The sequence below is a fragment of the Cytobacillus oceanisediminis 2691 genome (assembly GCF_007678455.1).
In the GTDB taxonomy this organism is placed as follows: domain Bacteria; phylum Bacillota; class Bacilli; order Bacillales; family Cytobacillaceae; genus Mesobacillus; species Mesobacillus oceanisediminis_A.
In genome coordinates this window covers 496,168-518,274 of record NZ_VEEP01000003.1, presented here as the reverse complement: position 1 = coordinate 518,274, position 22,107 = coordinate 496,168, and the positions used below count along the sequence as shown (strand labels likewise).

General features: G+C 45.0%; 23 protein-coding genes. 21 read left to right on the top strand and 2 right to left on the bottom strand.

Annotated elements, in window-relative coordinates:
* Positions 1–89 precede the first annotated feature (89 nt).
* On the bottom strand, positions 90–1,097 hold the full coding sequence (gene mreBH, locus FS736_RS09100; protein WP_144476050.1) for a rod-share determining protein MreBH: 1,008 nt from the start codon (positions 1,095–1,097) through the stop codon (positions 90–92).
* 274 nt (positions 1,098–1,371) lie between these two features.
* Here mreBH and miaA point away from each other — a divergent pair, with 274 nt between their 5' ends.
* The 5 genes from miaA (at position 1,372) to FS736_RS09075 (ending at position 5,544) form a co-directional block, all read left to right on the top strand.
* On the top strand, positions 1,372–2,325 hold the full coding sequence (miaA, locus tag FS736_RS09095; protein ID WP_144476049.1) for a tRNA (adenosine(37)-N6)-dimethylallyltransferase MiaA: 954 nt from the start codon (positions 1,372–1,374) through the stop codon (positions 2,323–2,325).
* A gap of 30 nt (positions 2,326–2,355) precedes the next feature.
* Positions 2,356–2,586, top strand: a complete 231-nt coding sequence (gene hfq, locus FS736_RS09090; RefSeq protein ID WP_041966638.1) for an RNA chaperone Hfq — start codon at positions 2,356–2,358, stop codon at positions 2,584–2,586.
* 315 nt (positions 2,587–2,901) lie between these two features.
* Complete coding sequence (gene spoVK / locus FS736_RS09085) at positions 2,902–3,861, top strand: stage V sporulation protein K (protein ID WP_144476048.1); 960 nt, start codon at positions 2,902–2,904, stop codon at positions 3,859–3,861.
* Between the two features lie 85 nt (positions 3,862–3,946).
* Positions 3,947–4,177: a glutaredoxin family protein gene (locus tag FS736_RS09080; RefSeq protein WP_144476047.1), complete on the top strand. Its 231-nt coding sequence runs from the start codon at positions 3,947–3,949 to the stop codon at positions 4,175–4,177.
* 347 nt (positions 4,178–4,524) lie between these two features.
* Positions 4,525–5,544 (top strand): STAS domain-containing protein, encoded by a 1,020-nt coding sequence (locus FS736_RS09075; protein ID WP_144476089.1) that lies wholly within the window; start codon positions 4,525–4,527, stop codon positions 5,542–5,544.
* 63 nt (positions 5,545–5,607) lie between these two features.
* On the opposite strand, the gene FS736_RS09070 is transcribed toward FS736_RS09075, so the two are convergent.
* Positions 5,608–6,213 carry a trimeric intracellular cation channel family protein gene (locus tag FS736_RS09070; protein ID WP_144476046.1) on the bottom strand — a complete coding sequence of 202 codons (606 nt, stop codon included), beginning with the start codon at positions 6,211–6,213 and terminating at the stop codon, positions 5,608–5,610.
* A 178-nt stretch (positions 6,214–6,391) separates the two neighbouring features.
* On the opposite strand from FS736_RS09070, the gene hflX reads away from it, so the two are divergent.
* The 16 genes from hflX to FS736_RS08990 all read left to right on the top strand — a co-directional run bounded on the left by hflX (position 6,392) and on the right by FS736_RS08990 (position 22,051).
* Positions 6,392–7,651, top strand: a complete 1,260-nt coding sequence (gene hflX, locus FS736_RS09065) for a GTPase HflX (protein WP_144476045.1) — start codon at positions 6,392–6,394, stop codon at positions 7,649–7,651.
* A 26-nt stretch (positions 7,652–7,677) separates the two neighbouring features.
* Complete coding sequence (locus FS736_RS09060) at positions 7,678–8,949, top strand: methionine gamma-lyase family protein (RefSeq protein ID WP_144476044.1); 1,272 nt, start codon at positions 7,678–7,680, stop codon at positions 8,947–8,949.
* A gap of 143 nt (positions 8,950–9,092) precedes the next feature.
* Entirely contained in the window at positions 9,093–9,497 is a 405-nt protein-coding gene (locus tag FS736_RS09055) for a MerR family transcriptional regulator (protein WP_144476043.1), read from the top strand.
* Positions 9,498–9,538: 41 nt separating this feature from the next.
* The gene (glnA, locus tag FS736_RS09050; RefSeq protein ID WP_144476042.1) at positions 9,539–10,879 is read left to right on the top strand and encodes a type I glutamate--ammonia ligase; all 1,341 of its coding nucleotides are present in this window, start codon (positions 9,539–9,541) and stop codon (positions 10,877–10,879) included.
* Between the two features lie 526 nt (positions 10,880–11,405).
* The gene (locus FS736_RS09045; RefSeq protein WP_144476041.1) at positions 11,406–12,737 is read left to right on the top strand and encodes a phenylacetate--CoA ligase family protein; all 1,332 of its coding nucleotides are present in this window, start codon (positions 11,406–11,408) and stop codon (positions 12,735–12,737) included.
* A gap of 14 nt (positions 12,738–12,751) precedes the next feature.
* Positions 12,752–13,711 carry a 1,2-phenylacetyl-CoA epoxidase subunit PaaA gene (paaA, locus tag FS736_RS09040; RefSeq protein WP_144476040.1) on the top strand — a complete coding sequence of 320 codons (960 nt, stop codon included), beginning with the start codon at positions 12,752–12,754 and terminating at the stop codon, positions 13,709–13,711.
* A gap of 55 nt (positions 13,712–13,766) precedes the next feature.
* Positions 13,767–14,114 carry a 1,2-phenylacetyl-CoA epoxidase subunit PaaB gene (gene paaB / locus FS736_RS09035; protein ID WP_144476039.1) on the top strand — a complete coding sequence of 116 codons (348 nt, stop codon included), beginning with the start codon at positions 13,767–13,769 and terminating at the stop codon, positions 14,112–14,114.
* Positions 14,111–14,929, top strand: a complete 819-nt coding sequence (gene paaC, locus FS736_RS09030) for a 1,2-phenylacetyl-CoA epoxidase subunit PaaC (RefSeq protein WP_144476038.1) — start codon at positions 14,111–14,113, stop codon at positions 14,927–14,929. The genes paaB and paaC overlap by 4 nt, the downstream gene beginning before the upstream one ends.
* A gap of 6 nt (positions 14,930–14,935) precedes the next feature.
* Positions 14,936–15,418: a 1,2-phenylacetyl-CoA epoxidase subunit PaaD gene (paaD, locus tag FS736_RS09025; protein ID WP_144476037.1), complete on the top strand. Its 483-nt coding sequence runs from the start codon at positions 14,936–14,938 to the stop codon at positions 15,416–15,418.
* 97 nt (positions 15,419–15,515) lie between these two features.
* A complete protein-coding gene (locus FS736_RS09020) occupies positions 15,516–15,824 on the top strand; it encodes an EthD family reductase (protein WP_144476036.1) in 309 nt (102 codons plus the stop codon).
* Positions 15,817–16,596, top strand: coding sequence for an enoyl-CoA hydratase-related protein (locus tag FS736_RS09015; protein WP_144476035.1), 780 nt, complete (start codon positions 15,817–15,819; stop codon positions 16,594–16,596). The genes FS736_RS09020 and FS736_RS09015 overlap by 8 nt, the downstream gene beginning before the upstream one ends.
* A gap of 14 nt (positions 16,597–16,610) precedes the next feature.
* Positions 16,611–17,384 carry an enoyl-CoA hydratase-related protein gene (locus FS736_RS09010; protein ID WP_144476034.1) on the top strand — a complete coding sequence of 258 codons (774 nt, stop codon included), beginning with the start codon at positions 16,611–16,613 and terminating at the stop codon, positions 17,382–17,384.
* A 31-nt stretch (positions 17,385–17,415) separates the two neighbouring features.
* Positions 17,416–18,933 carry an aldehyde dehydrogenase family protein gene (locus FS736_RS09005; RefSeq protein ID WP_144476033.1) on the top strand — a complete coding sequence of 506 codons (1,518 nt, stop codon included), beginning with the start codon at positions 17,416–17,418 and terminating at the stop codon, positions 18,931–18,933.
* 256 nt (positions 18,934–19,189) lie between these two features.
* On the top strand, positions 19,190–20,053 hold the full coding sequence (locus FS736_RS09000; protein ID WP_144476032.1) for a 3-hydroxyacyl-CoA dehydrogenase: 864 nt from the start codon (positions 19,190–19,192) through the stop codon (positions 20,051–20,053).
* Positions 20,054–20,065: 12 nt separating this feature from the next.
* Positions 20,066–21,274 carry a 3-oxoadipyl-CoA thiolase gene (gene pcaF / locus FS736_RS08995; RefSeq protein ID WP_144476031.1) on the top strand — a complete coding sequence of 403 codons (1,209 nt, stop codon included), beginning with the start codon at positions 20,066–20,068 and terminating at the stop codon, positions 21,272–21,274.
* Complete coding sequence (locus tag FS736_RS08990) at positions 21,275–22,051, top strand: enoyl-CoA hydratase-related protein (protein WP_144476030.1); 777 nt, start codon at positions 21,275–21,277, stop codon at positions 22,049–22,051.
* Positions 22,052–22,107: the final 56 nt, after the last annotated feature.

The window sequence follows — 22,107 nt, the reverse complement described above, 5'->3', positions numbered from 1 at the left end:
GGCCTTTAAGGCCAAGGCCGGTAAGAGAGGCTTTCAGCCGCAGAGCAAACCACCAGTTCACACTGGTGGTTTTGATTAGAATCTGATATTTATCTTACAGCTGGCTGAAGTTTATGGATATACTGCAGTGCTTTCCCTGTGCCGATTGCTACAGATTCCAGCGGGTTTGGAGCGATATGGACAGGTACAACCATTTCGCTTCCGAGCCAATCCTGCATACCGTTCAGCAGGGCGCCGCCTCCAGAAAGGATTACGCCGCGGTCAACAATATCTCCGCTCAATTCAGCGGGGCAATCTTCCAAAGTCGCGCGGATCGCTTCCATGATATGAAGAAGAGATTCCTTGATGGCATCCCTGATTTCATATGAATTAAGAGTAACAGTCTTTGGAAGTCCTGTTACGAGGTCACGGCCGCGAATGTCCATTTCCAATTTCTCATGGTCTACAAGCGCGTAACCAATTTCCATCTTGATTCTCTCAGCGGTTCTTTCCCCGATCAGTACATTGTATTCCTTGCGTACATATTGAATGATATCCTCGTCAAGTCTGTCTCCGGCGATTCGGATCGAGTGGCAGGCTACGACGCCTCCGTAAGAGATAATCGCTACTTCAGTCGTACCTCCGCCAATATCAACAACAACGTTTGCCACTGGTTCATCAACAGGAAGGCCAGCCCCAATCGCCGCAGCTACCGGCTCCTCAATCAGATGGACCTTTTTGGCGCCGGCATTTCTGACAGCATCCTGAATTGCACGGCGCTCAACGCTTGTCGAACCAGATGGTGTGCAGACGACTACATCTGGCTTACGAAGTGAAAAACCGCCTTTTTTGGAGGCTTTCTTCATAATTTGTTTCAGCATTTCGGTCGTCACATCAAAATCCGCGATCACTCCATCTTTCAAAGGGCGGATGGCAACGATTTTGCCAGGTGTCTTTCCGATCATTTCCTTCGCTTCCTTGCCGACAGCAAGAACATTTTTGGTTTCAGTATCAATCGCCACAACTGAAGGCTCGTTAAGGGCGACTCCTTTATTTTTACTATATACAAGAGTATTTGCAGTACCTAAATCAATTCCGATTTCTGTAGTAGATAACATTGTGTTCACCCAGTTCCCTATAAATTATAAAACCATCATAGACTTCTATTAAACTACCATGATTCTGGGGGTGAAAGGGCTTTTGTTACCGAATCGTTATGTAACTGTAAAGGTTTAGGAAAATTTTATCAAGAAATGATATATGAGAATAATACTTGTAAAAAAGGGGTATAATGCATAGATGTTCAACTGCTTTCTACTTAATGGTAAAATAAATGTAAGATGTCAGATTTAACGATCTGACACCCTCAATGAAAAGGCAGTGTGAAATTTTTTGGAAGAGAAACAGAATCTGATTGTATTAATTGGGCCGACTGCTGTTGGCAAAACAAAGTTAAGTATCGAACTAGCTAAAAAGTACAATGGTGAAATCATTAGCGGGGATTCCATGCAGATTTATAAAGGAATGGATATCGGAACGGCTAAGATCAGCCGGGAAGAGATGGAAGGAATCCGCCATCATTTAATTGACGTGAAAGACCCGGATGAAGGTTTTTCAACTGCGGAGTTCCAGGAAATCGTCCGCGAGAAAATACATGAGATCAGCGGACGCGGGAAGATACCGATGATTGTTGGCGGTACCGGATTATATATTCAGTCCGCTATTTATGATTATCATTTCACCGAGGCGCCTTCCGACCCGGATTTTCGCCGCCGCTTAGAGAATGAAGCGAAAGAAAAAGGCCCGGAATCTCTACATGGGAAGCTGGAAATTGTGGATCCGGAAAGTGCATCCAGAATTCATCCCAATAATATCCGCCGGGTCATCAGGGCGCTCGAAATCAACCACTGTACTGGAAAAACTGCGGGCGAATTGCAGGCAAACCAGTCACCAGAGTTGATGTATAATACTGCGATCATTGGGCTGACAATGGAAAGGGAATTGCTTTACAGCCGGATTAACCTCCGTGTCGACCTTATGATGGAGCAAGGGCTTCTCGATGAGGTAAAGTATTTTTATGATAATGGATTGAAGGATTGTCAATCGATCCAGGCAATTGGCTATAAAGAGCTTTACGAATACTTTGATGGGAAGGTTAGCCTGGAGGAAGCTATTGAAAATTTAAAACAAAATTCCCGCCGCTATGCAAAAAGGCAGCTAACTTGGTTTCGAAACAAGATGAATGTGGAATGGTTTGATATGTCAGAGTCTAATGGCGCTGAAAAAAAATTCGCTGAAATTTCCCAGTTCATTGAAGGAAAGCTCAAGATAAAAGCGAATACATAATAATAGAGATAAAAGAGGAGGATCCCGCCCATGAAACAAGTGAACATTCAGGACCAGTATTTAAACCAGTTACGCAAGGACAACATCAATGTGACCGTATTTTTATTGAACGGATTTCAGCTGAGAGGACAAATCAAAGGATTTGATAACTTTACCGTCCTTTTCGAATCAGAAGGAAAACAGCAGCTTGTGTATAAGCATGCCATTTCAACCTTTGCGCCGCAAAAAAATGTCCAGATCGATTTCGAGGGACAGGCTTAATTAATAACTCATGAAGGAAACCCGCTGACTGCGGGTTTTTTTATTTGGCAAGATGCATAAAAGTAAGAGGTAAAGATTAAATGTTTATTTTAAAAATGAATTCCATCGTCCTTGAATACATATAAATATAGAAGTTTTATTTCTTGGGAAACCGCATAATATGACAAAAAATAAAAGTCCTGCTGGAATTTTGTCGAGATACCATCCCAAAAAATCTATGAAAAAATAATCAAAAATGACCTTCATGATTCATAGGTGAATATCACATATACAGCGATAATGCGTATATTGTTTTCAGAATGAGAGGTGATATCTTTGGACCAACCGCTACGCAAGAAAAACAACGGTCAAATCAGCATTGTATTGAACGCCCAGAAAAGAAAGACGTTGACGAAGGAATTGCCTGAGCCGCAGCTGGTTCCAAAGTCCATCCCGCAGGAGCATACAGCTTTGAAGGAAATAGAGGAAGAGCTCGGCGCCCTGGTTGGCATGGAAGAAATGAAAAGGATGATCAAAGAAATCTATGCCTGGATCTATGTGAATAAAAAGCGGGAAGAGATGGGATTAAAAGCCGGAAAACAGGCTCTCCATATGATGTTCAAAGGAAATCCGGGAACCGGTAAAACTACGGTGGCGAGGATTATCGGGAAGCTTTTCCTCAAGATGAATGTCCTGTCAAAAGGACATTTGATCGAGGCAGAGAGAGCGGACCTTGTTGGGGAATACATTGGACACACAGCACAAAAAACGAGGGATTTGATAAAGAAGGCGATGGGGGGAATTCTGTTCATAGATGAGGCATATTCACTGGGCCGTGGGGGAGAGAAAGACTTCGGCAAGGAAGCAATCGATACATTGGTAAAGCATATGGAGGATAAGCAGCACGAATTCATCTTAATTCTGGCGGGTTATTCGCGGGAAATGGATTTTTTCCTGACCCTGAATCCCGGCCTTCATTCAAGATTTCCGCTGGTCATAGACTTCCCCGACTACTCCATCGACCAGCTCATGGAAATCGGCCAGCGGATGCTGAAGGAAAGAGAATATAGCTTGAGCCATGAGGCCGAACGGAAACTAAGGGAACATCTAGTAACAGTGAAATCTACCCTTGGTGCTGCAGCTTTCTCGAATGGACGATATGTCAGGAACGTCATTGAAAAATCGATCAGGGCACAGGCCATGCGCTTGCTTATGCAGAATCAATATGACCGCCATGAACTGATGACGCTGAGGAGCAATGATCTCGTTTTTTCGGATGATCAAAAGGGGAAATAATGTCAGCAATCCTGTTGACATTATTTTTCATTCTTGTTAATATACCCATATGGGTATATTAAAATTTTAACGGGGGTATTTAGAAATGAACGAAATTACCGTATACACAACGAATACATGTCCTTATTGCACAATGCTGAAGAATTTCCTGGATGATAAAGGGATTTCCTACAAAGAAGTGAATGTCCAGCAAGACCCGATTGCAGCACAAAGATTGGTAAATGCAACAGGACAAATGGGTGTGCCGCAATCAAATGTCAATGGAAACTGGGTACTGGGGTTTGATCCAAATTCAGTCATGTCATTTCTAAAATAAAGGCTCTGTTAAAGCTGAATGTTGATTTTTAAACTCTGTTGATTGTAGTGGAAGGCGCGAAGACTCCTGTGGGCTCAGCGCCAGCCCCGCGGAAAGCGAAGCGCCTGGAACGAAAATCAACAGCCGTGGTAAACAGAGCCAAAATAAAAATAACGAAAGGGATTCCGGGGAACTGGAATCCCTTTTTTTAGTGCTTCAAATATCCTGAACGATTTACAGAAGAATTGGACAAACTATTAATCGGTATGTTTAAAAAACGCTTAACTGGGTAAATAGTATGGTGTTTCTTTGAGGGAATAACAAAATTGGCAAAACCAATTAGACAGAGATAAAGGAGTTAATGAATGATGGGGTATGAGTATCATTATGATATCAAAGGTATTGATTTTGGATGGGATATAAAATCGGGAAGATTCATCTTTGAAGGTGATGATGCCGTTCTTTTCTGGATCTCTTCCGCGATGAAAACCTTTTTCGATACAATTGAAGAAATATCAGGTGAAGAAGCTTCCAATCTTGTGTTTGAATCCACAGGATTCCGCCAGGGTCTTGTAGTTGGACAATATTTTGAAAAGATGAAAGAAGTCAGTGTCGCAGAAGCAGCTGAGATGATTACCAATACATATGCTTCAGCAGGATGGGGCCTGACAATCATCAAGGACCTGGATTTTGAGACAAAAACATTTACCGCTATTATGAAGGACAGCTGGGAGCATAAAGTGAATGTCGCCCAGGGAAAGGAAAAGGGAGGCAGCTTCCTGCCTGCACATTATGCAGGTGTGTTTTCCGGCTTATTTGGAACGAATATCTGGTATGAAATCAAGCAGCATCAACTTGAAGGACATGAATACAGCGTAATTGAGTATTTTCCGTCCAGCGTGACCATTGCTGATAATATCCATCAGCTGGCCCGCAAGAAAGAGTCTGAACAAATCAAGAAGCTGGAATCCCTGGTCGAGGAAACTACAGCTGAATTAAAAGAGTTGGTCCATCAGCTTTCTTCTCCAATCATCCCTGTCCTCGAAGGAATCGTGGTTGTCCCGCTTATTGGAAAATATGATGAAGAAAGGGCAGACCAGCTGATTGTCAAGACACTGAATCGACTTCCATCCTATAAAGCAAGTTATCTTGTCCTGGATTTAACAGGATTGGACCAGGAAATCGGACCACATGCCGTAAGTCTAATCGAGAAAATCGGATCAGCTGCACGGCTCATCGGTACGAAGACAATTCTCGTAGGCATTTCATCCACGCTGGGAATTGAAATTACACAGTCCAACATCAACCTCGCGAAATTCGATTGCTTCCAGACCCTGCAGCATGGTATTCATTATGCAATTGGCCAGATGGGGCGGAAAATCATATAGATCTTTGAACAGCAAATCAAAAAGCAGAGCCATTTTTTCGGCTCTGCTTCTTTTGGTTCGTCTTTAGTTAACTCCCAATTTCCGTACGGGCAAATGCCACTTATATGTGTAGGAAAGGACACGAAGGGCAGTGATGACAATAAATAGTCTATAAAGTTCGACTGCTTTATCTGCCATTCCCAGTCCAATGACCAGGCCGGCAAGCACTGCCCATACTGCATAAATTTCAGCTTTCAGCACCAGTGGTTTTCTGCCTGCCAGGAGATCGCGGATCATTCCACCGCCGCTTCCGGTCAAAACAGCTGCTACAATAACTGCACTTAATGGGTGTCCCATATTGGAAGCATAAATCGCTCCCTGGATCGCGAAGGCTGCAAGTCCAATCGCATCGAAGAAATTGCCCCATCGCTGCCAGTGTTTTAAAAGATTGCGGGGAAACAGAAAGACTATGGTGATTGAAAGCAACGCCAAATTAAAAAATATTCCCTGATCCCATAACGCCGAAACCGGAACCCCGATGAGGAGGTTTCGTATTGCCCCGCCTCCAAATGCTGTCACGATCCCTAATATATAAACTCCGAAGATGTCGTATTCCTCTTCCATCGCAATGATCGCTCCGCTGATTGCGAATGCTATTGTTCCGATCATGCTGAGAACTTCCCATGTCATCCTTATTTCTCCTCTTGTTCAAATGGTGTCATAATACTAAAATATGAAAATGCAAACATATTGATTTTATCATGTCTGTTCCAATTTACAACGTATTTCTCCGCTGTTTTCAAAATTTTTATTTGACGATGTATTTTGGTATGATGTCTTTAGCTATATAAGGAGAGAAGGGTGCTGCGTGGAACAGGATAATGTATTCGAAAAAGTCATTCTTGTAGGCTGCCAGACGACGGAGGAAGATGATCTTCGTTTTCAGTATTCCATGGAGGAGCTTGAATCGCTAACGGAAACCGCGAAGGGAAATGTCCTGATGCAGGTTATTCAAAAGCGGCCCAAAATCCATCCTGCTACATACATAGGGAAAGGCAAGGTAGAAGAACTGCAGGCGCTCGTTGACGAACTCGAGCCGGACCTGATCATATTCAATGATGAGCTTTCGCCCAGCCAGAATCGGAATCTGTCAGCTGGCTTGAAGGCCAGGATCATTGACCGGACACAGCTGATTCTAGATATATTTGCGCAAAGGGCGAGATCGAAGGAAGGGAAGCTCCAGGTTGAGCTCGCCCAGCTCCAATACTTGCTCCCGCGGCTTGGCGGACAGGGGACTGAAATGTCACGGCTCGGTGCAGGTATCGGTACCAGAGGACCCGGGGAAACAAAACTGGAATCTGACCGCCGCCATATCCGCAGACGGATTGATGACATCAAAAATCAGCTGTCAGTCATCGTCCAGCATCGGGATCGTTACAGGGAAAGAAGGAAAAAGAACAAGGCCTTCCAGATTGCACTTGTCGGCTACACAAATGCAGGAAAATCTACATTGTTCAATCGATTGACTGAAGCAGACTCATTCGAGGAAAACCAGTTGTTCGCAACTTTGGATCCGATGACAAGGAAAGCAATTTTGCCAAGTGGCTTTACAGCGCTGCTGACGGACACTGTTGGATTCATCCAGGACCTGCCTACAACTCTGATAGCCGCATTTCGTTCCACTCTGGAAGAGGTCCGTGAAGCGGATTTACTCCTTCATGTTGTTGACATGTCAAATGAGGATTATTTTTCCCATGAGCAGACAGTCAATAAACTGTTGGAGGATCTCGAAGTCCATCAGATACCCCAGATTACCGTGTACAATAAACGGGATATCGCCCATCAGGATTTCGTGCCAAACGCCAAGAACGAGACGGCATTCATAAGTGCGTTCAGTGAGGAAGACCGGAGGAACCTGCTCCTGAAGATTGAACAGACGATCATAAGCATGATGGAGCCATTCCATGTCCTGGTGCCATCTGATGAGGGGAAACTGCTGGCTCAGCTGAAAAATGAGACCATTCTCCGTGAACTCGCCTTTGACGAAGAAAAACAAGGCTATGTATGCAGAGGGTTCTCTTTAACTGATCATCAAATAACCGGTCAGCTAAAGCGATATACAATTTAAAATGAGTTATTAGATAGGAGAGCAACATGTATACACAATTGAAGAACGGGCATATGCTGCAGCCGCTAATCAGTGAAGTGGAACAGCAAATTGCCGGAGTGCACAAGGGAATTGAAGAACGAATCGACACCAATCAATTCAGGGTGCTGCAAAGCTTCCAGAAACATCGTGTAAGTGATTCGCATTTTATTCCGACAACTGGATACGGCTATGACGATGCTGGACGAGAAACACTCGAAAAGATTTATGCAGAGGTGTTCGGTGCTGAAGCGGGACTTGTTCGCCCCCAAATCATTTCAGGAACACACGCGATCTCAATTGCGCTGTTTGGGATCCTTCGTCCTGGAGACGAGCTTTTATACATCACTGGAAAGCCTTATGACACACTTGAAGAAATTGTCGGCATTCGTGGAACAGGAAATGGTTCCTTGAAAGAATTCGGCATCTCCTATAATACTGTCAACCTTACAGAAAAAGGCGAGATCGATTGGAACGCGGTAAAAAAAGCAATCAAGCCCGAAACGAAAATGATTGGTATCCAGCGCTCGAAAGGCTATGCGACTCGTCCATCGTTCACAGTTGAACAAATCGGCGAAATGATCAGGTTTGTGAAAGAAATAAAATCAGACGTCATCGTATTTGTTGACAATTGTTATGGTGAGTTTGTGGAAGAACTGGAGCCATGCCATGTCGGTGCTGATTTGATGGCAGGTTCGTTGATCAAGAATCCTGGTGGTGGAATTGCAAAGACTGGCGGTTACATTGTGGGCAAAACACAATATGTAGAGTCCTGTTCCTACCGGATGACTTCCCCAGGAATTGGTGCTGAAGCGGGGGCTTCCCTGTATTCTTTACAGGAAATGTACCAGGGCTTTTTCATGGCACCGCATATTGTCGCCCAGGCATTGAAGGGAGCTGTTTTCACGGCTGCGATGCTTGATCGCTTAGGAATGAATTCATCTCCCAAATGGGATGCGGAGCGTACTGATTTAATTCAAGCTGTCCAATTTGATGACCGAGACAAAATGGTTGCCTTTTGCCAGGCCATTCAGTATGCATCCCCAATCAATTCTCATGTAACTGCACATCCAGCCTACATGCCGGGTTATGAAGACGATGTCATCATGGCTGCTGGTACATTCATCCAGGGTGCAAGCATTGAATTGACTGCGGATGGACCAATCAGGCCGCCATATGTAGCATATGTACAGGGGGGATTGACCTATTCACATGTGAAGATGGCAGTTCTGATCGCGATTGATTCTTTGATTGAAAAAGGTTTAATCTTATTAAAATAGGTAAATATACAACAGGGCGCTTGCTAAATTGGTCCTGTTGTTTTTTTATGATTTTTCATGTTAGATAATCTAACATATGTTTGACAAGATACCTTACATTGAATATAATGAGATTATCTTAAGAGGAAGGAGGAGAAATCATAATGGGCGGAAGTGAAATTCGCCGGAATATGCCGCTTTTCAGCATCGGGATTGTCATGCAGCTGACAGATTTGACTGCCAGGCAAATCCGTTACTATGAAGAGCATGAATTGATTTCTCCGGCTAGAACCGAAGGAAACAAACGCCTCTTTTCCTTGAATGATATAGACAAACTCTTAGAAATCAAAGATTTGATTGACCAGGGTGTCAACATGGCAGGCATCAAGAAAATATTTAATGTAAAACAAGAAGCGCACTTGAGTGCTGCTGAGAAGAAACAAGCCGAAAAAACGAGACGGGATCTTTCCGATGCAGACTTAAGAAAATTGCTTCGCAAAGAACTGCTCCAGGCAGGCCGCTTCAACCGATCAACAGATCGAGGCGACATGTCGAGATTCTTTCACTAATGTACTATTGATAAAGTTTAAATTTTAGGAGGAAATTTAGGATGGCTAAGAAGTATACGAGAGAAGATATTATTCGTTTATCAAAAGAAGAAAATGTAAAATTCATTCGTTTGCAGTTCACTGACATTTTGGGAACAATCAAGAACGTTGAAATTCCGATCAGCCAGCTTGAAAAAGCACTTGATAATAAAATGATGTTCGACGGATCTTCAATTGAAGGCTTCGTTCGAATCGAAGAGTCTGATATGTACCTGATCCCTGATCTGGACACATGGGTTATTTTCCCTTGGACAGCAGAAAAGGGGAAAGTTGCCCGTTTGATCTGTGATATCAAAAATGCTGATGGCACACCATTCGCTGGCGACCCTCGCGGAAACCTGAAGCGTATCCTGAAGGAAATGGAAGAGCTTGGCTTCACGAACTTCAACCTTGGACCAGAACCGGAATTCTTCCTGTTCAAGCTTGATGCAAATGGCGAGCCAACACTTGAATTGAACGATAATGGAGGATACTTTGACCTGGCACCGACTGACCTTGGTGAAAACTGCCGCCGTGATATCGTGCTAGAGCTAGAGGAAATGGGCTTTGAAATCGAAGCATCACACCATGAGGTAGCTCCTGGACAGCATGAAATCGACTTCAAATATGCAGATGCACTAACTGCTTGTGACCAGATCCAAACATTCAAGCTTGTTGTAAAAACAATCGCACGTAAACATGGATTGCATGCGACATTCATGCCAAAACCATTGTTCGGTGTGAACGGATCAGGAATGCACTGCAATATGTCATTGTTCAGCAACGGCGAAAATTCATTCTATGATCCATCCGATGAAAGACTTGAACTAAGTGAAACAGCTTACCAGTTCATCGCAGGTACATTGAAGCACGCTGCTGGTTTTACAGCCGTAACAAACCCGACAGTCAACTCATATAAGCGCCTGGTTCCTGGCTATGAAGCACCTTGCTATGTAGCATGGTCCGCAAAGAACCGCTCACCACTGATCCGTATCCCTGCATCACGCGGATTGAGCACACGTGTCGAGGTTCGCAGTGTTGACCCGGCTGCTAACCCATACCTTGCTATGGCAGTATTGCTGGCTGCAGGACTTGACGGCATCAAGAAGAAGATGGCTCCTCCAGCATCAGTCGACCGCAACATCTACGTGATGAACAAAGAAGAGCGTGTAGAAGAAGGAATCGACGATCTGCCGGCAACACTTGCAGCTGCCCTTGACCAGCTGAAGAAAGATGAAGTAATCAGCGCAGCACTGGGCGACCATATCCTTGAACACTTCATTGAAGCAAAAGAGATTGAATGGGATATGTTCCGCACACAGGTTCACCCTTGGGAACGCGAACAGTATATGAGCATGTATTAATAGGATCTATATGGTCTCTTGATATTGATATCAAGAGACCTTTTTTATTTTATGGTTGTTTGAAAAGCAGAAATCAGATTCATTTAAAAGTGTAAGGTAACAAAATAATGTGGCATCTCCTAAGTTATTTTGTAAACACTCCCCTTTGATCTGTGAATTCTAGTCATTTAATTATTGAACACTACGTTGTTATCAAAAAATACTAAGTTTTTATCCATGAACATTACGTTGGTATCAATGAATACTGTGTTTTTATCGACGAACATTAATTTTTTTATCTATAAACACTACGTTTTTCCGCTCAATCACTACGAAAAGCTCTTTAATCACAACGAAATCCCCGCAAATCACTACTTTTTCCATCGGTTGGATAAAACTCACAATCAAAAATTAAAATTTTCAGAAAAATAATTGACTTTTTCCTATTTACACGTTATCTTTGTTTTAAAATATATAACACATTTATTGTGTTACGGTAATATAACGTTATATAAATAAAATTTTATGTAATGCAGGGGGCGGAATCTTGATTTTACATGAAATCGAAACGAAGAGCCGAGAGTTTATTGAGGAAATTCAGTTGCAAAGGCTTAAGTCAGTAGTGGAAAAAGTAGCTCAGAGAGTACCGTTCTACCAGAGGAAATTCGAAAAAGCTAATTTTTCTCCTGAAATGCTGAACAGTCTGAAAGATTTGGAAGCGCTTCCTTTTACCGAGAAACAGGATTTGCGTGACCACTATCCATTTGGATTGTTTGCTGTTTCCCAGAGTGAACTTGTGAGGGTGCATGCTTCATCTGGTACAAGCGGAAAGCCGACAGTTGTAGGCTATACCCAGAATGATCTTGATATGTGGGGAGAAATTGTCGCGAGGGCAATCGCTCTGGCTGGCGGTGAACCAGGGAAGTTCCTCCATAATGCCTATGGATACGGCCTATTTACCGGCGGGCTCGGGCTTCATTACGGAAGTGAAAAGCTGGGAATGGTGACAGTTCCGGTATCTGGTGGGAATACCCAGAGACAAATCATGCTGATTGAAGACTTTAAACCGGAAGTCATATGCGGAACTCCTTCATACATTCTGAACATCGCTGAGACGATGGAGGAAATGGGCAAGGACCCTCGTAACACATCACTGAAATATGGAATATTCGGTGCGGAACCCTGGTCAGAAGAAATGAGAAAAACGCTAGAAGAAAAGCTGGGAATCAAAGCATGTGATATTTACGGGCTTAGTGAAGTGATTGGGCCTGGTGTCGCGAATGAGTGTCATGAAGCACAGGCAGGGCTCCATGTCGCAGAAGATCATTTTTACGTAGAAGTCATCGACCCCCAAACATTAAAACCAGTACCTGATGGGGAAGAAGGAGAACTGGTCTTCACAAGCCTGACGAAGGAAGCATTTCCGGTGATCCGTTACCGGACAGGAGATATCGCGTCGCTGACGAGGGAGAAATGCAGCTGTGGCAGGACAACGGTGAGAATGTCGCGAGTAAAGGGCAGGATCGACGACATGCTGATCATCAATGGTGTCAATGTCTTCCCTTCACAAATCGAACATTGCATGTTGACAGTCCCGGAACTGGCTCCTCATTACCAGATTCAAATTTTACAGAAGCGGACATTAAAGGTTCTGGAACTGCATGTTGAGATGAATGAGGAATACTTTACCCTGATTAGTGAGGATCCGATTTCCGATATGGTTTATCAGCTCGAGCAAAGGATTCAATCGCTGCTTAAAAGCCAGTGCCTGATTTCGATGGAGGTGCGTGTCCTCCGTCCAAAAACTATCCCTCGTTCTGAAGGGAAAGCAGTACGGATCATCGATAAAACAAAGGAAGCAATTGGAACGGAATCATAAGGAGGCAAAACAGCATGGAAAATACAATTTCCTTCGACCAGTTGACGGATGAGGAAAAATATCAGCATTTTATGAAGCGGATCGAAGCTGGAGAAAAAATCGAGGCGGATGACTGGATGCCGGAAGACTACCGGATGACGCTGATTAAGCTGATTTCAATGCATGGCATCAGTGAAATTATGGGGGCACTTCCTGAAAAGGAATGGGTACCTAAAGCTCCTTCATTAAAAAGAAAGCTTGGAATCATGGCAAAGGTCCAGGATGAAATGGGCCACGGGCAGCTGCTATTAAGAGTGGCAGAGGATTTGATGAAGCCTCTAGGAAAATCAAGGGAAAACATCATCGAAGATTTGCTGTCCGGTGACCTCAAGTTCCACAACGTGTTTCATATGGAAGCGAAGACCTGGGGGGACGCCGGATTGATCGGATGGCTTGTGGACGGAGCGGCAATCATCACCCAGACGAATATGCTTGATGCTTCTTATGGTCCATATGCAAGAGCATTGAAACGCATATGTGCAGAGGAAGTTTTCCACGCCCAGCATGGAGAGGCGATCATCATGGCGCTCGCTGAAGGAACAGATGAGCAAAAAGCGATGATCCAGGATTCGATTGACCGATGGTGGGAAGCGCTGTTAATGTTCTTTGGACCCGGGGATGCATCGACAACAGGAGCTTCAAAACAGGATACGACGATTAAATACAGGATCAGAACCAAAACAAATGAAGACCTGCGCCAGGATTTTTTCACAAAGTATATCCCGAGGGTCCTTTCGCTTGGCCTGAAGCTTCCAGATGAAACCATGCATTTTGACCAGGAGTCGGGCATGTGGCAATACAAGCAGCCGGATTGGAGCAAGTTCAAGCAAATCATCAAGAACAATGGGCCAAAATCTAAGGAGCGTCTTAGATTAAGGGAGATTTCCTACAGCAACAATAAATGGGTAATCGATGCGTTAAGCGCTCAAGCATAAAACAGATGGGGCAGATCCAACTGCCCTCTGACTTCAAGGGAAAGGGGATGAATTCATGTCTGGGAAAGGATTTTACCAGGAGTTTGAGGTATTCAGCAAGCGGACGGATACATCGCCGATGCAATATCAATTCTCATTGCTCGCTCCGAACCATGAGCTGGCGCTCGTGATGGCACAGGAAAACTTTATGCGCCGCGAACCAGTTGCCGATATTTGGGTGGTTAAACGGGATGATGTAAGGAAGATGTCGCTCGAAGAACGGCAAACATTGCAAAGGCTTGATAATAAGGACTACCGCAATACGAAAGGCTATGGCTATTTGAAAAAGAAATGGCGCCATTATGAGCAGGAGATGCTTGATGAAAAAGAAATTCTGTCGTGGGGAGGGAAACAGGGGACATGAAATATGCACTTGAAGATGCACTGGAAAATAAAGCTTACTGCGATGCTGTTCATAAACTCCTGTTCCAGCTGGCCGATGACGATTTCATCATTGCCTATCGTGGCTCGGAGTGGCTGGGCCTCGCACCACATATTGAGGAGGATGTCGCGTTTTCATCCATCAGCCAGGATACGATGGGGCACGCCGCGATGTTCTATCAGCTTCTAAGTGATTTGGGAGCGGGTGACCCTGACAGGCTTGCGCATGCAAGGCCGGCAGCTGAACGAAAGAATGCTGTCCTGTTGGAAAAGGTGAATGGTCCTGGAACCTATCTGACGGAACCTCACTATGACTGGGCATTTGCGGTCGTCAGGAACTTTTTTTACGCACAGGCCAAGAAAGTGAAGATTGAATCATTGAAGAATTCTTCGTACCAGCCACTGGCCGAGGCAGCTGTCAAAATCAATATGGAGCTGTACTATCATTTATTGCACTGGAAGACCTGGTTTTCGCAGCTTATCAGTGCAGGTGGGGAAGCAAGATTAAGAATGGAAGCTGCAATTGAAGCGGTGTTTGAAGAGCTTGATGGCTTGTTTTCGTTCGGAGCCAAAGGTGAAGAGTTTGAGGAACATAGCTTAATAGATTCTGAGGCAGCACTTAAGACTAAGTGGGTCCAAATGATGACGCCAATGTTCGATTCACTGAACCTTGGCATTCCGGAGAAATTCGGGATGAAGAGCGGAAATGGGCGAAATGGCGAACATACAGCAGATTTAGAGACAGCTCTTGATACATTGGGTGAGGTTTATAACTTTGATCCGGCAGCAAGCTGGTGATGAAAGATGCTGAGAGATAAAGTTTACGATGCACTGCAAACTGTTAGGGATCCTGAAATCGATAGTGTTTCGATTCTCGAGCTTGGTATGGTAGAAGAGCTTCAAGTCCTGCCGTACGGTGTCTTGATCAAGCTTTTGCCGACATTCATGGGGTGTCCGGCGCTTGATATCATTAAAAACAATGTTGTCAAAGCAGTTTCCGCGATTGAGGGAGTCGAAAAGGTAGAGGTGGAATTCATTTTCCATCCGCCCTGGACCTCTGATCGGGTTAGTGAAGCTGGCAGGGAAAAGCTCAAGGAATTCGGCATCGCTCCGCCGCCGAGGCATATTGCTGAGACAGGCGAGTGGCAGGCGGACTGCCCATATTGCGGGTCGACTTATACAACAATGGATAACCTTTTTGGTCCGACAGCATGCCGCAGTATACTCTACTGCAAGTCTTGTAAAAACCCATTTGAGGCAATGAAACCGGTATCAACATTGATGTGACTTAAAATGTCAGATCAATTGATTAATAGCTTCAAGTATCAGCGCATATATTCACTTTGGTATTAAAACATTTATTTTACAAAAGGAGAGATTATTAATGGTAAAACTAATTGCGATTTATAAGCATCCACAGGACAAAGAGGCATTTGACAAGCATTATTTTGAAACGCATGCACCAATGACTGCCAAAATTCCTGGCCTCCGCAAAATGGACGTAACCCGCATCGTCGGCAGCCCAATGGGTGGGGAAGGCAAATATTATTTGATGTGCGAAATGTATTATGACGATCATGAAGCATTGAAGGCTGGCATGAAATCAGCAGAAGGAAAGGCGTCCGGCAAGGATGTCATGAGCTTTGCAGGTGATCTGGTCACGATGATGATCGGTGAAGAAGTGAATGAATAAAAACTATGAACTGATTGAAACGTCTGTCAAAGGGGAAGTTGGCTTGATTGAGCTTAACCGCCCAAAAGTTCTAAATGCCCTGAACAGGCAAATGGTTTCAGAGGTTCTTTCCGCGATGGAAGCTTACGATAATGATCCGGAAATCAAGGTCATTTTCCTCGCAGGAAAAGGGAGGGCATTCGCCGCGGGTGCCGATATTGACGAAATGATGGATGCTGATGCCATCAGCATGGAAACATTGAATCAGTTCACGGACTGGGATCGATTAGCCTGGATCAAGAAGCCAGTCATCGGGGCTGTCCACGGATTCGCATTGGGCGGTGCATTTGAACTGGCACTCTGCTGCGATATGCTGTTTGCTGCAGAGAATGCAGAGTTCGGATTTCCTGAAGTCAACCTGGGTGTCATGCCGGGGGCAGGAGGAACACAACGCCTGACCAAGCTTGTCGGCAAAACGAAAGCGATGGAATGGATCCTTAGCGGCAAGCGGATTACTGCAAAAGAAGCTCTGCAATACGGGATCATCAATTCAACCTTTGCAGAGGAAGTACTGATGGAGGAAGCGCTAAAATTTGCACAAACAATCGCAAAGCAGGCACCAATCGCCGTCAGGCTGATCAAGGAATCAGTCTTAAAGGCAGTGGATTATTCTCTTTACGAAGGCATGCAATATGAGCGCAAGAATTTCTATATGCTTTTTGCCACTAAAGACCAGAAGGAAGGCATGAGGGCTTTTAAGGAAAAGCGGAAGCCGGAATTCAAGGGAAGATAAGGGGGTACATAGCTGTGTTTGAAACTGTTTTGTATGAAGTGCGGAACAAGGTTGCCTACATCACCCTGAACCGTCCTGATAAATTGAATGCCTTCACCGAGCAGCTGAATAAGGAAATCCAGACAGCAATCAAATCTGCTTCCCGCGATAAAGAGGTAAGAGCACTGGTAATCACAGGTGCCGGCCGGGCATTTTGTTCAGGTGAGGACCTGGGAGGAGTTTCCGAAGAAATGGACCATGGAGAGGTCCTTCGGAATAGATACAATCCGATGCTCCTTGAACTAGATCGCTGTGAAAAGCCGGTGATTGCAGCTGTTAATGGTGTCGCAGCAGGTGCTGGCATGAGCCTTGCGCTCGCCTGTGATTTCAGGGTGGCATCAGAAAAAGCCAGTTTTGTAGAAGCCTTTATCCATGTGGGACTTGTCCCGGATGCAGGAAACCTATATTACCTGCCGCGTCTGATCGGCCATGCAAAAGCAATGGAGCTTACTGTCTTTGGTGAAAAGGTTCCTGCTGAAAAGGCCAAGGAATTTGGTCTGGTGACAGAAGTATATCCTATGGATAACTGGGACGAAAATGTTGCTGCATTTGCAGAAAGGCTTGCCCAAATGCCAACCAAGGCAATCGGTCTGATCAAAAGAAATCTGAAAGCCAGCTGGCATTCGAACTTTGAAGACTATCTTGAAAGGGATGCCCAGAGCCAGCGGATTGCCGGACAGACAGCTGACCATAAGGAAGGCGTCCAGGCGTTCATGGAAAAAAGAAAACCCGTTTTCAAAGGTGAATAAACCATCAATCTACTAAAAGGAGATGTTACGCGTGACAACAGTAAAAGAACAAAAATTCGAACCAATGGCGGTAAAACGCGAGACATATCAGCTGATTATCAATGGAGGCCGTCAGGACAGTGCGAATGGAGAAACATATAAAGTGTATAATCCTGCTACTGGCGAAGAAATCGCCACCGTTGCCAAAGCTTCTAAAGAAGATGCAGAGCTTGCCGTCCAGGCAGCAAGAAATGCGTTCGATTTCGGAAAATGGCGCCATTTCCCTGTCAATAAGCGTTCCAGGACACTAAATAAAATCGCATCCATCATGCGCTCTCGTTTTAATGAATTAGTAGAATTAGAGATTCTAGATACTGGTAAATCTCTTGCTGCAGCACAGGGACAGGTGATGCAGGCTATTGAAGATTTCGAGTTTTACGCAGGTGCGATCGTCAGCCACCGCGGTGCCGTCAATAGCATGCCTGGTGCATTCCAGAATATCACCGAAAAAGAGCCGGTTGGCGTTTGTGCCCAAATCATTCCTTGGAATTATCCATTGATGATGGCGGCATGGAAAGTTGCTCCGGCTATTGCTGTCGGTTGCTCGGTTATTATTAAGCCAGCTTCCCTGACACCGTTGACAGCAATCGTTCTTGGTGAAATCTGCATCGAAGCCGGTGTTCCGGAAGGAGTAGTGAACGTTATTCCAGGTTCCGGCTCTGTCGTCGGAAACTATCTTGTCGAACACGATAAAGTCGACAAAGTTGCATTCACAGGCTCAACGCCAATCGGCAAGGATATCATGGCTAGAGCCTCACAGACTCTTAAGCGCGTAACACTTGAACTTGGCGGAAAATCACCAAGCATTGTTTTCAACGATGCTGACATTGATGCTGCAGTAGACGGTTCATTGTTCGGAATCTTCTATAATACTGGCCAATCATGTGAAGCCCGTTCACGTTTATATGTCCATGAAGACGTATACGATGAATTCATCGAGAAATTCGTAGCGAAAACCAAACAGCTTAAGCTTGGCAATCCTTTCGATAAAGAAACACATGTCGGAGCTGTAATCAGTGAAGACCAGTTGAATGTAATCGATGGATATGTGAAATCAGCAGTTGAAGATGGTGCTGAAGTTTTGGCTGGAGGAAAGGCTGCCAATCTGGAAGGCTATGAAAATGGCTACTGGTATGAACCTACGATCATTGTAGAAACAAACCACAGCATGAAAGCTGTTAAAGAGGAAATCTTCGGACCAGTTGTAGTCGTGATGAAGTTCAAGGATGAAAAAGAAGCTGTCAAATTGGCTAACGACAGTGAATATGGCCTTGGTTCTGCAATCTGGACGAAGGATTACGGCAGAGCGACAAGGGTTTCCAAGCAAATCCAGGCAGGTATCGTGATGATTAACTGCCCATTCTCCGCATTCCCTGGCACGCCATTCGGAGGATACAAGCAATCTGGTTTCGGCCGCGAACTCAGCATCGAAACACTGGATTTATATACAGAAACAAAGAGTATCGTCTCTTATTACGGCAGCCGACCGCTAAACCCGTTCAACGTATAAAAAATGAGGCGAGCACTCCTCGATTCGGGTGCTCGCCTTTCAGTTTTTTATAAAGGCTCTTTTTTCAAACTTTGTTGCTATTGCTTGCAAAATAAGGTTGAAATGACCAAACTTTCTTCAGAAATTAAAGCTGATTATGAGAAAAGAGCTTGCAGACTTGGTACCGACATATAAATTGGCAATGGTCGCGTTAAAATAGGCTTTAGGATTTTAACAACTTTCTAACGAAAACAGCCTTTATTAAGGAGGATATATAATGAGAAAACTCGTCATAATCGGTTCAGGTGTAATGGGCCGAGGCATAGCCTACGTCAGCTGCCTGGGCGGATTTGAAACAGTATTGATCGATGTTGATGAAAAACAACTGTACAAGGCTGAACAGGAAATCAACAGCATCTTTGAAAAGGGGATTTCCCGCGGTAAAATCAGCTCAGACGATGCAGAATCTGCAAAATCCAGATTATCTTATTCCAACTTTCTCGCTGAGAACGTGAAGGATGCAGATCTAATAATCGAAGCTGTCCCGGAAAAAATCGATATTAAAAAGACGATTTTTGAAGTAATTGACCAGCATGCACCGTCAGAGTGTCTGTTTGCATCCAACACATCGACAATGAGCCCTACGGAAATCGCCTCTTTTACGAAGCGTCCTGAGAAGGTCATTGCGATGCATTTCTTTAACCCGGTCCATAAAATGCCACTAGTTGAAATCATCCGCGGTCTGGAAACGAGCGATGAGACAGCAGAGGCAATCCAGCAGGCCGCCATCCAAATGGGCAAGGAAACGGTTATTGTCAATGAATTCCCCGGTTTCGTGACTAGCCGAATCAGCGCGCTCGTCGGGAACGAAGCATTTTATATGCTGCAGGAAGGATTGGGCACGCCAGAGGATATCGATAAGGCGATCAAGCTAGGACTGAATTATCCAATGGGACCATTTGAATTGGGCGATCTTGTAGGTCTGGATACACGCCTGAATAATTTAAAATACCTTCATGAGAAACTCGGTGAAAAATACCGTCCAGCACCACTGCTTGAGCAATATGTCAAAGCAGGCCGTCTAGGCAGGAAGACTGGGCGAGGTGTATATGACTACCGAGAATCAGTGACGACAAAATAGAGGAGGATCAGGATGAGAGAAGTTGTGATTGTAGATGCAGTCAGGACTCCGATTGGAAGATACAACGGCAGTCTCCGTCATATCCGCCCTGATGATTTAGGTGCGATTGTCATCAAGGCATTGGTTGAGCGTAATCCAGCCGTGCCTGCCGCTGGAATCGAAGAAGTTGTATTGGGCAATGCCAACCAGGCTGGTGAGGATAACCGGAATATCGCGAGGATGTCAGGTCTGTTGGCCGGTCTGCCGGTGGAGGTTGCCGGGACAACGATCAACCGTTTATGCGGTTCAGGACTGGATGCGGTCAACTATGCAGCAAGGGCGATCCTGGCCGGAGAAGGCGATATCTTCATTGCCGGGGGAACGGAAAGCATGACCAGGGCCCCGCTTGTGATGGCAAAGCCTGAAAAAGAGTTTCCGCGCGGCAATATGGAGATGTTTGATACAACGATTGGCTGGCGTTTCATCAACAGCAAGCTAAAGGAGATGTACGGAACTGACAGCATGCCGGAGACTGCAGAAAATGTTGCTAAAAAATATAGCATCTCACGTGAAGCCCAGGACGAATTTGCAGCAGAAAGCCAGCTTCGCGCCCAAAAAGCGATGGAGGCAGGGAAGTTTGAAAATGAAATTGTTCCTGTTGTGTATGAAGATAAAAAAGGCAATAAAACGGTAATTGACACAGACGAACATCCGAGACCAGGCACGACAATCGAGAAACTGTCCAAGCTGAAGCCATTGTTCAAGGATGGTACTGTTACAGCGGGGAATGCATCTGGAGTGAATGATGGCGCGTCTGCACTGCTGCTAATGAGCCGTGAGAAGGCGGAAGAGCTGGGGCTGAAGCCGCTGGCCAAATATGTTGTGTCCGCAACTGCAGGCCTTGAGCCTTCGATCATGGGAATGGGGCCGGTCTATGCTGTCCAGAAAGCATTAAAGCGTGCGAAATTGTCTGTTGACGAAATGGATCTGATCGAACTGAACGAAGCATTCGCTGCCCAATCCCTCGGCTGCATCCAAGAGCTGGGGTTGGACCAGTCTAAGGTCAATGTCAACGGCGGAGCAATTGCGTTTGGCCATCCGCTTGGGGCAAGCGGTGCCCGAATTTTAACGACCCTTTTATATGAAATGAAAAAACGGGATTCCAAGTACGGACTTGCGACGATGTGTGTTGGCGTTGGCCAGGGAATCGCGACAATTATCGAGAATATAGGAGAGAAATAAATGAACAACATCAAATTCCAGAAAGAAAAGCACATCGCATATGTCACGATCGACCGCCCGGATTCATTGAATTGCTTCAATTATGAAACGTTGGTGGAGCTTGGGGACCTGATTGACAGACTCCATACGGATTCGGATGTAAGAGTGGTCATTTTTACAGGCGCTGGAGAGAAAGCATTCAGTGCCGGGGCGGATTTAAAGGAAAGAAAGCATCTGACCGAGGAAGAAGTGCGCCGCAATGTGAAAAAAATCCGTGATGTCTTCAGCGCTGTTGCAGAGCTGCCCCAGCCAACGATTGCCGCTGTTAACGGATTTGCATTTGGCGGAGGATTCGAATTGATGCTCGCCTGTGATTTTAAAATTGCCGCAGATAGCGCCTTAATGGGAATGACAGAGGTGAGCTGGGGGATCATTCCAGGTGCAGGCGGTACACAGCGTCTGTCAAGGCTGATTGGAGAGATGAAGGCGAAGGAATTGATTTTAACAGCAAGGAAAATCTCAGCTGAGACCGCTTATGAGCTGGGAATTCTTACTGCCGTTACCTCTAAAGAGGAAGTCATGATTGCCTGCAAGGAATTAGCCGAGGAAATTCTGCAGAACGCACCAATTGCGGTAAGGCAAGCGAAGTATGCGATCCAGCATGGAAGCAGTACTGACCTGCAGACGGGTCTCGCCATCGAATCGAAGGCGTATGAGGTAACAATACCGACAAAAGACCGTGTAGAAGCATTGAACGCATTCAGTGAAAAACGAAAGCCAGTTTTCACTGCGCAATAACCCATAGGGAGAAATCCCTGTGGTTTTTTCACATTTAAGCGCATTATTTTTGCAAA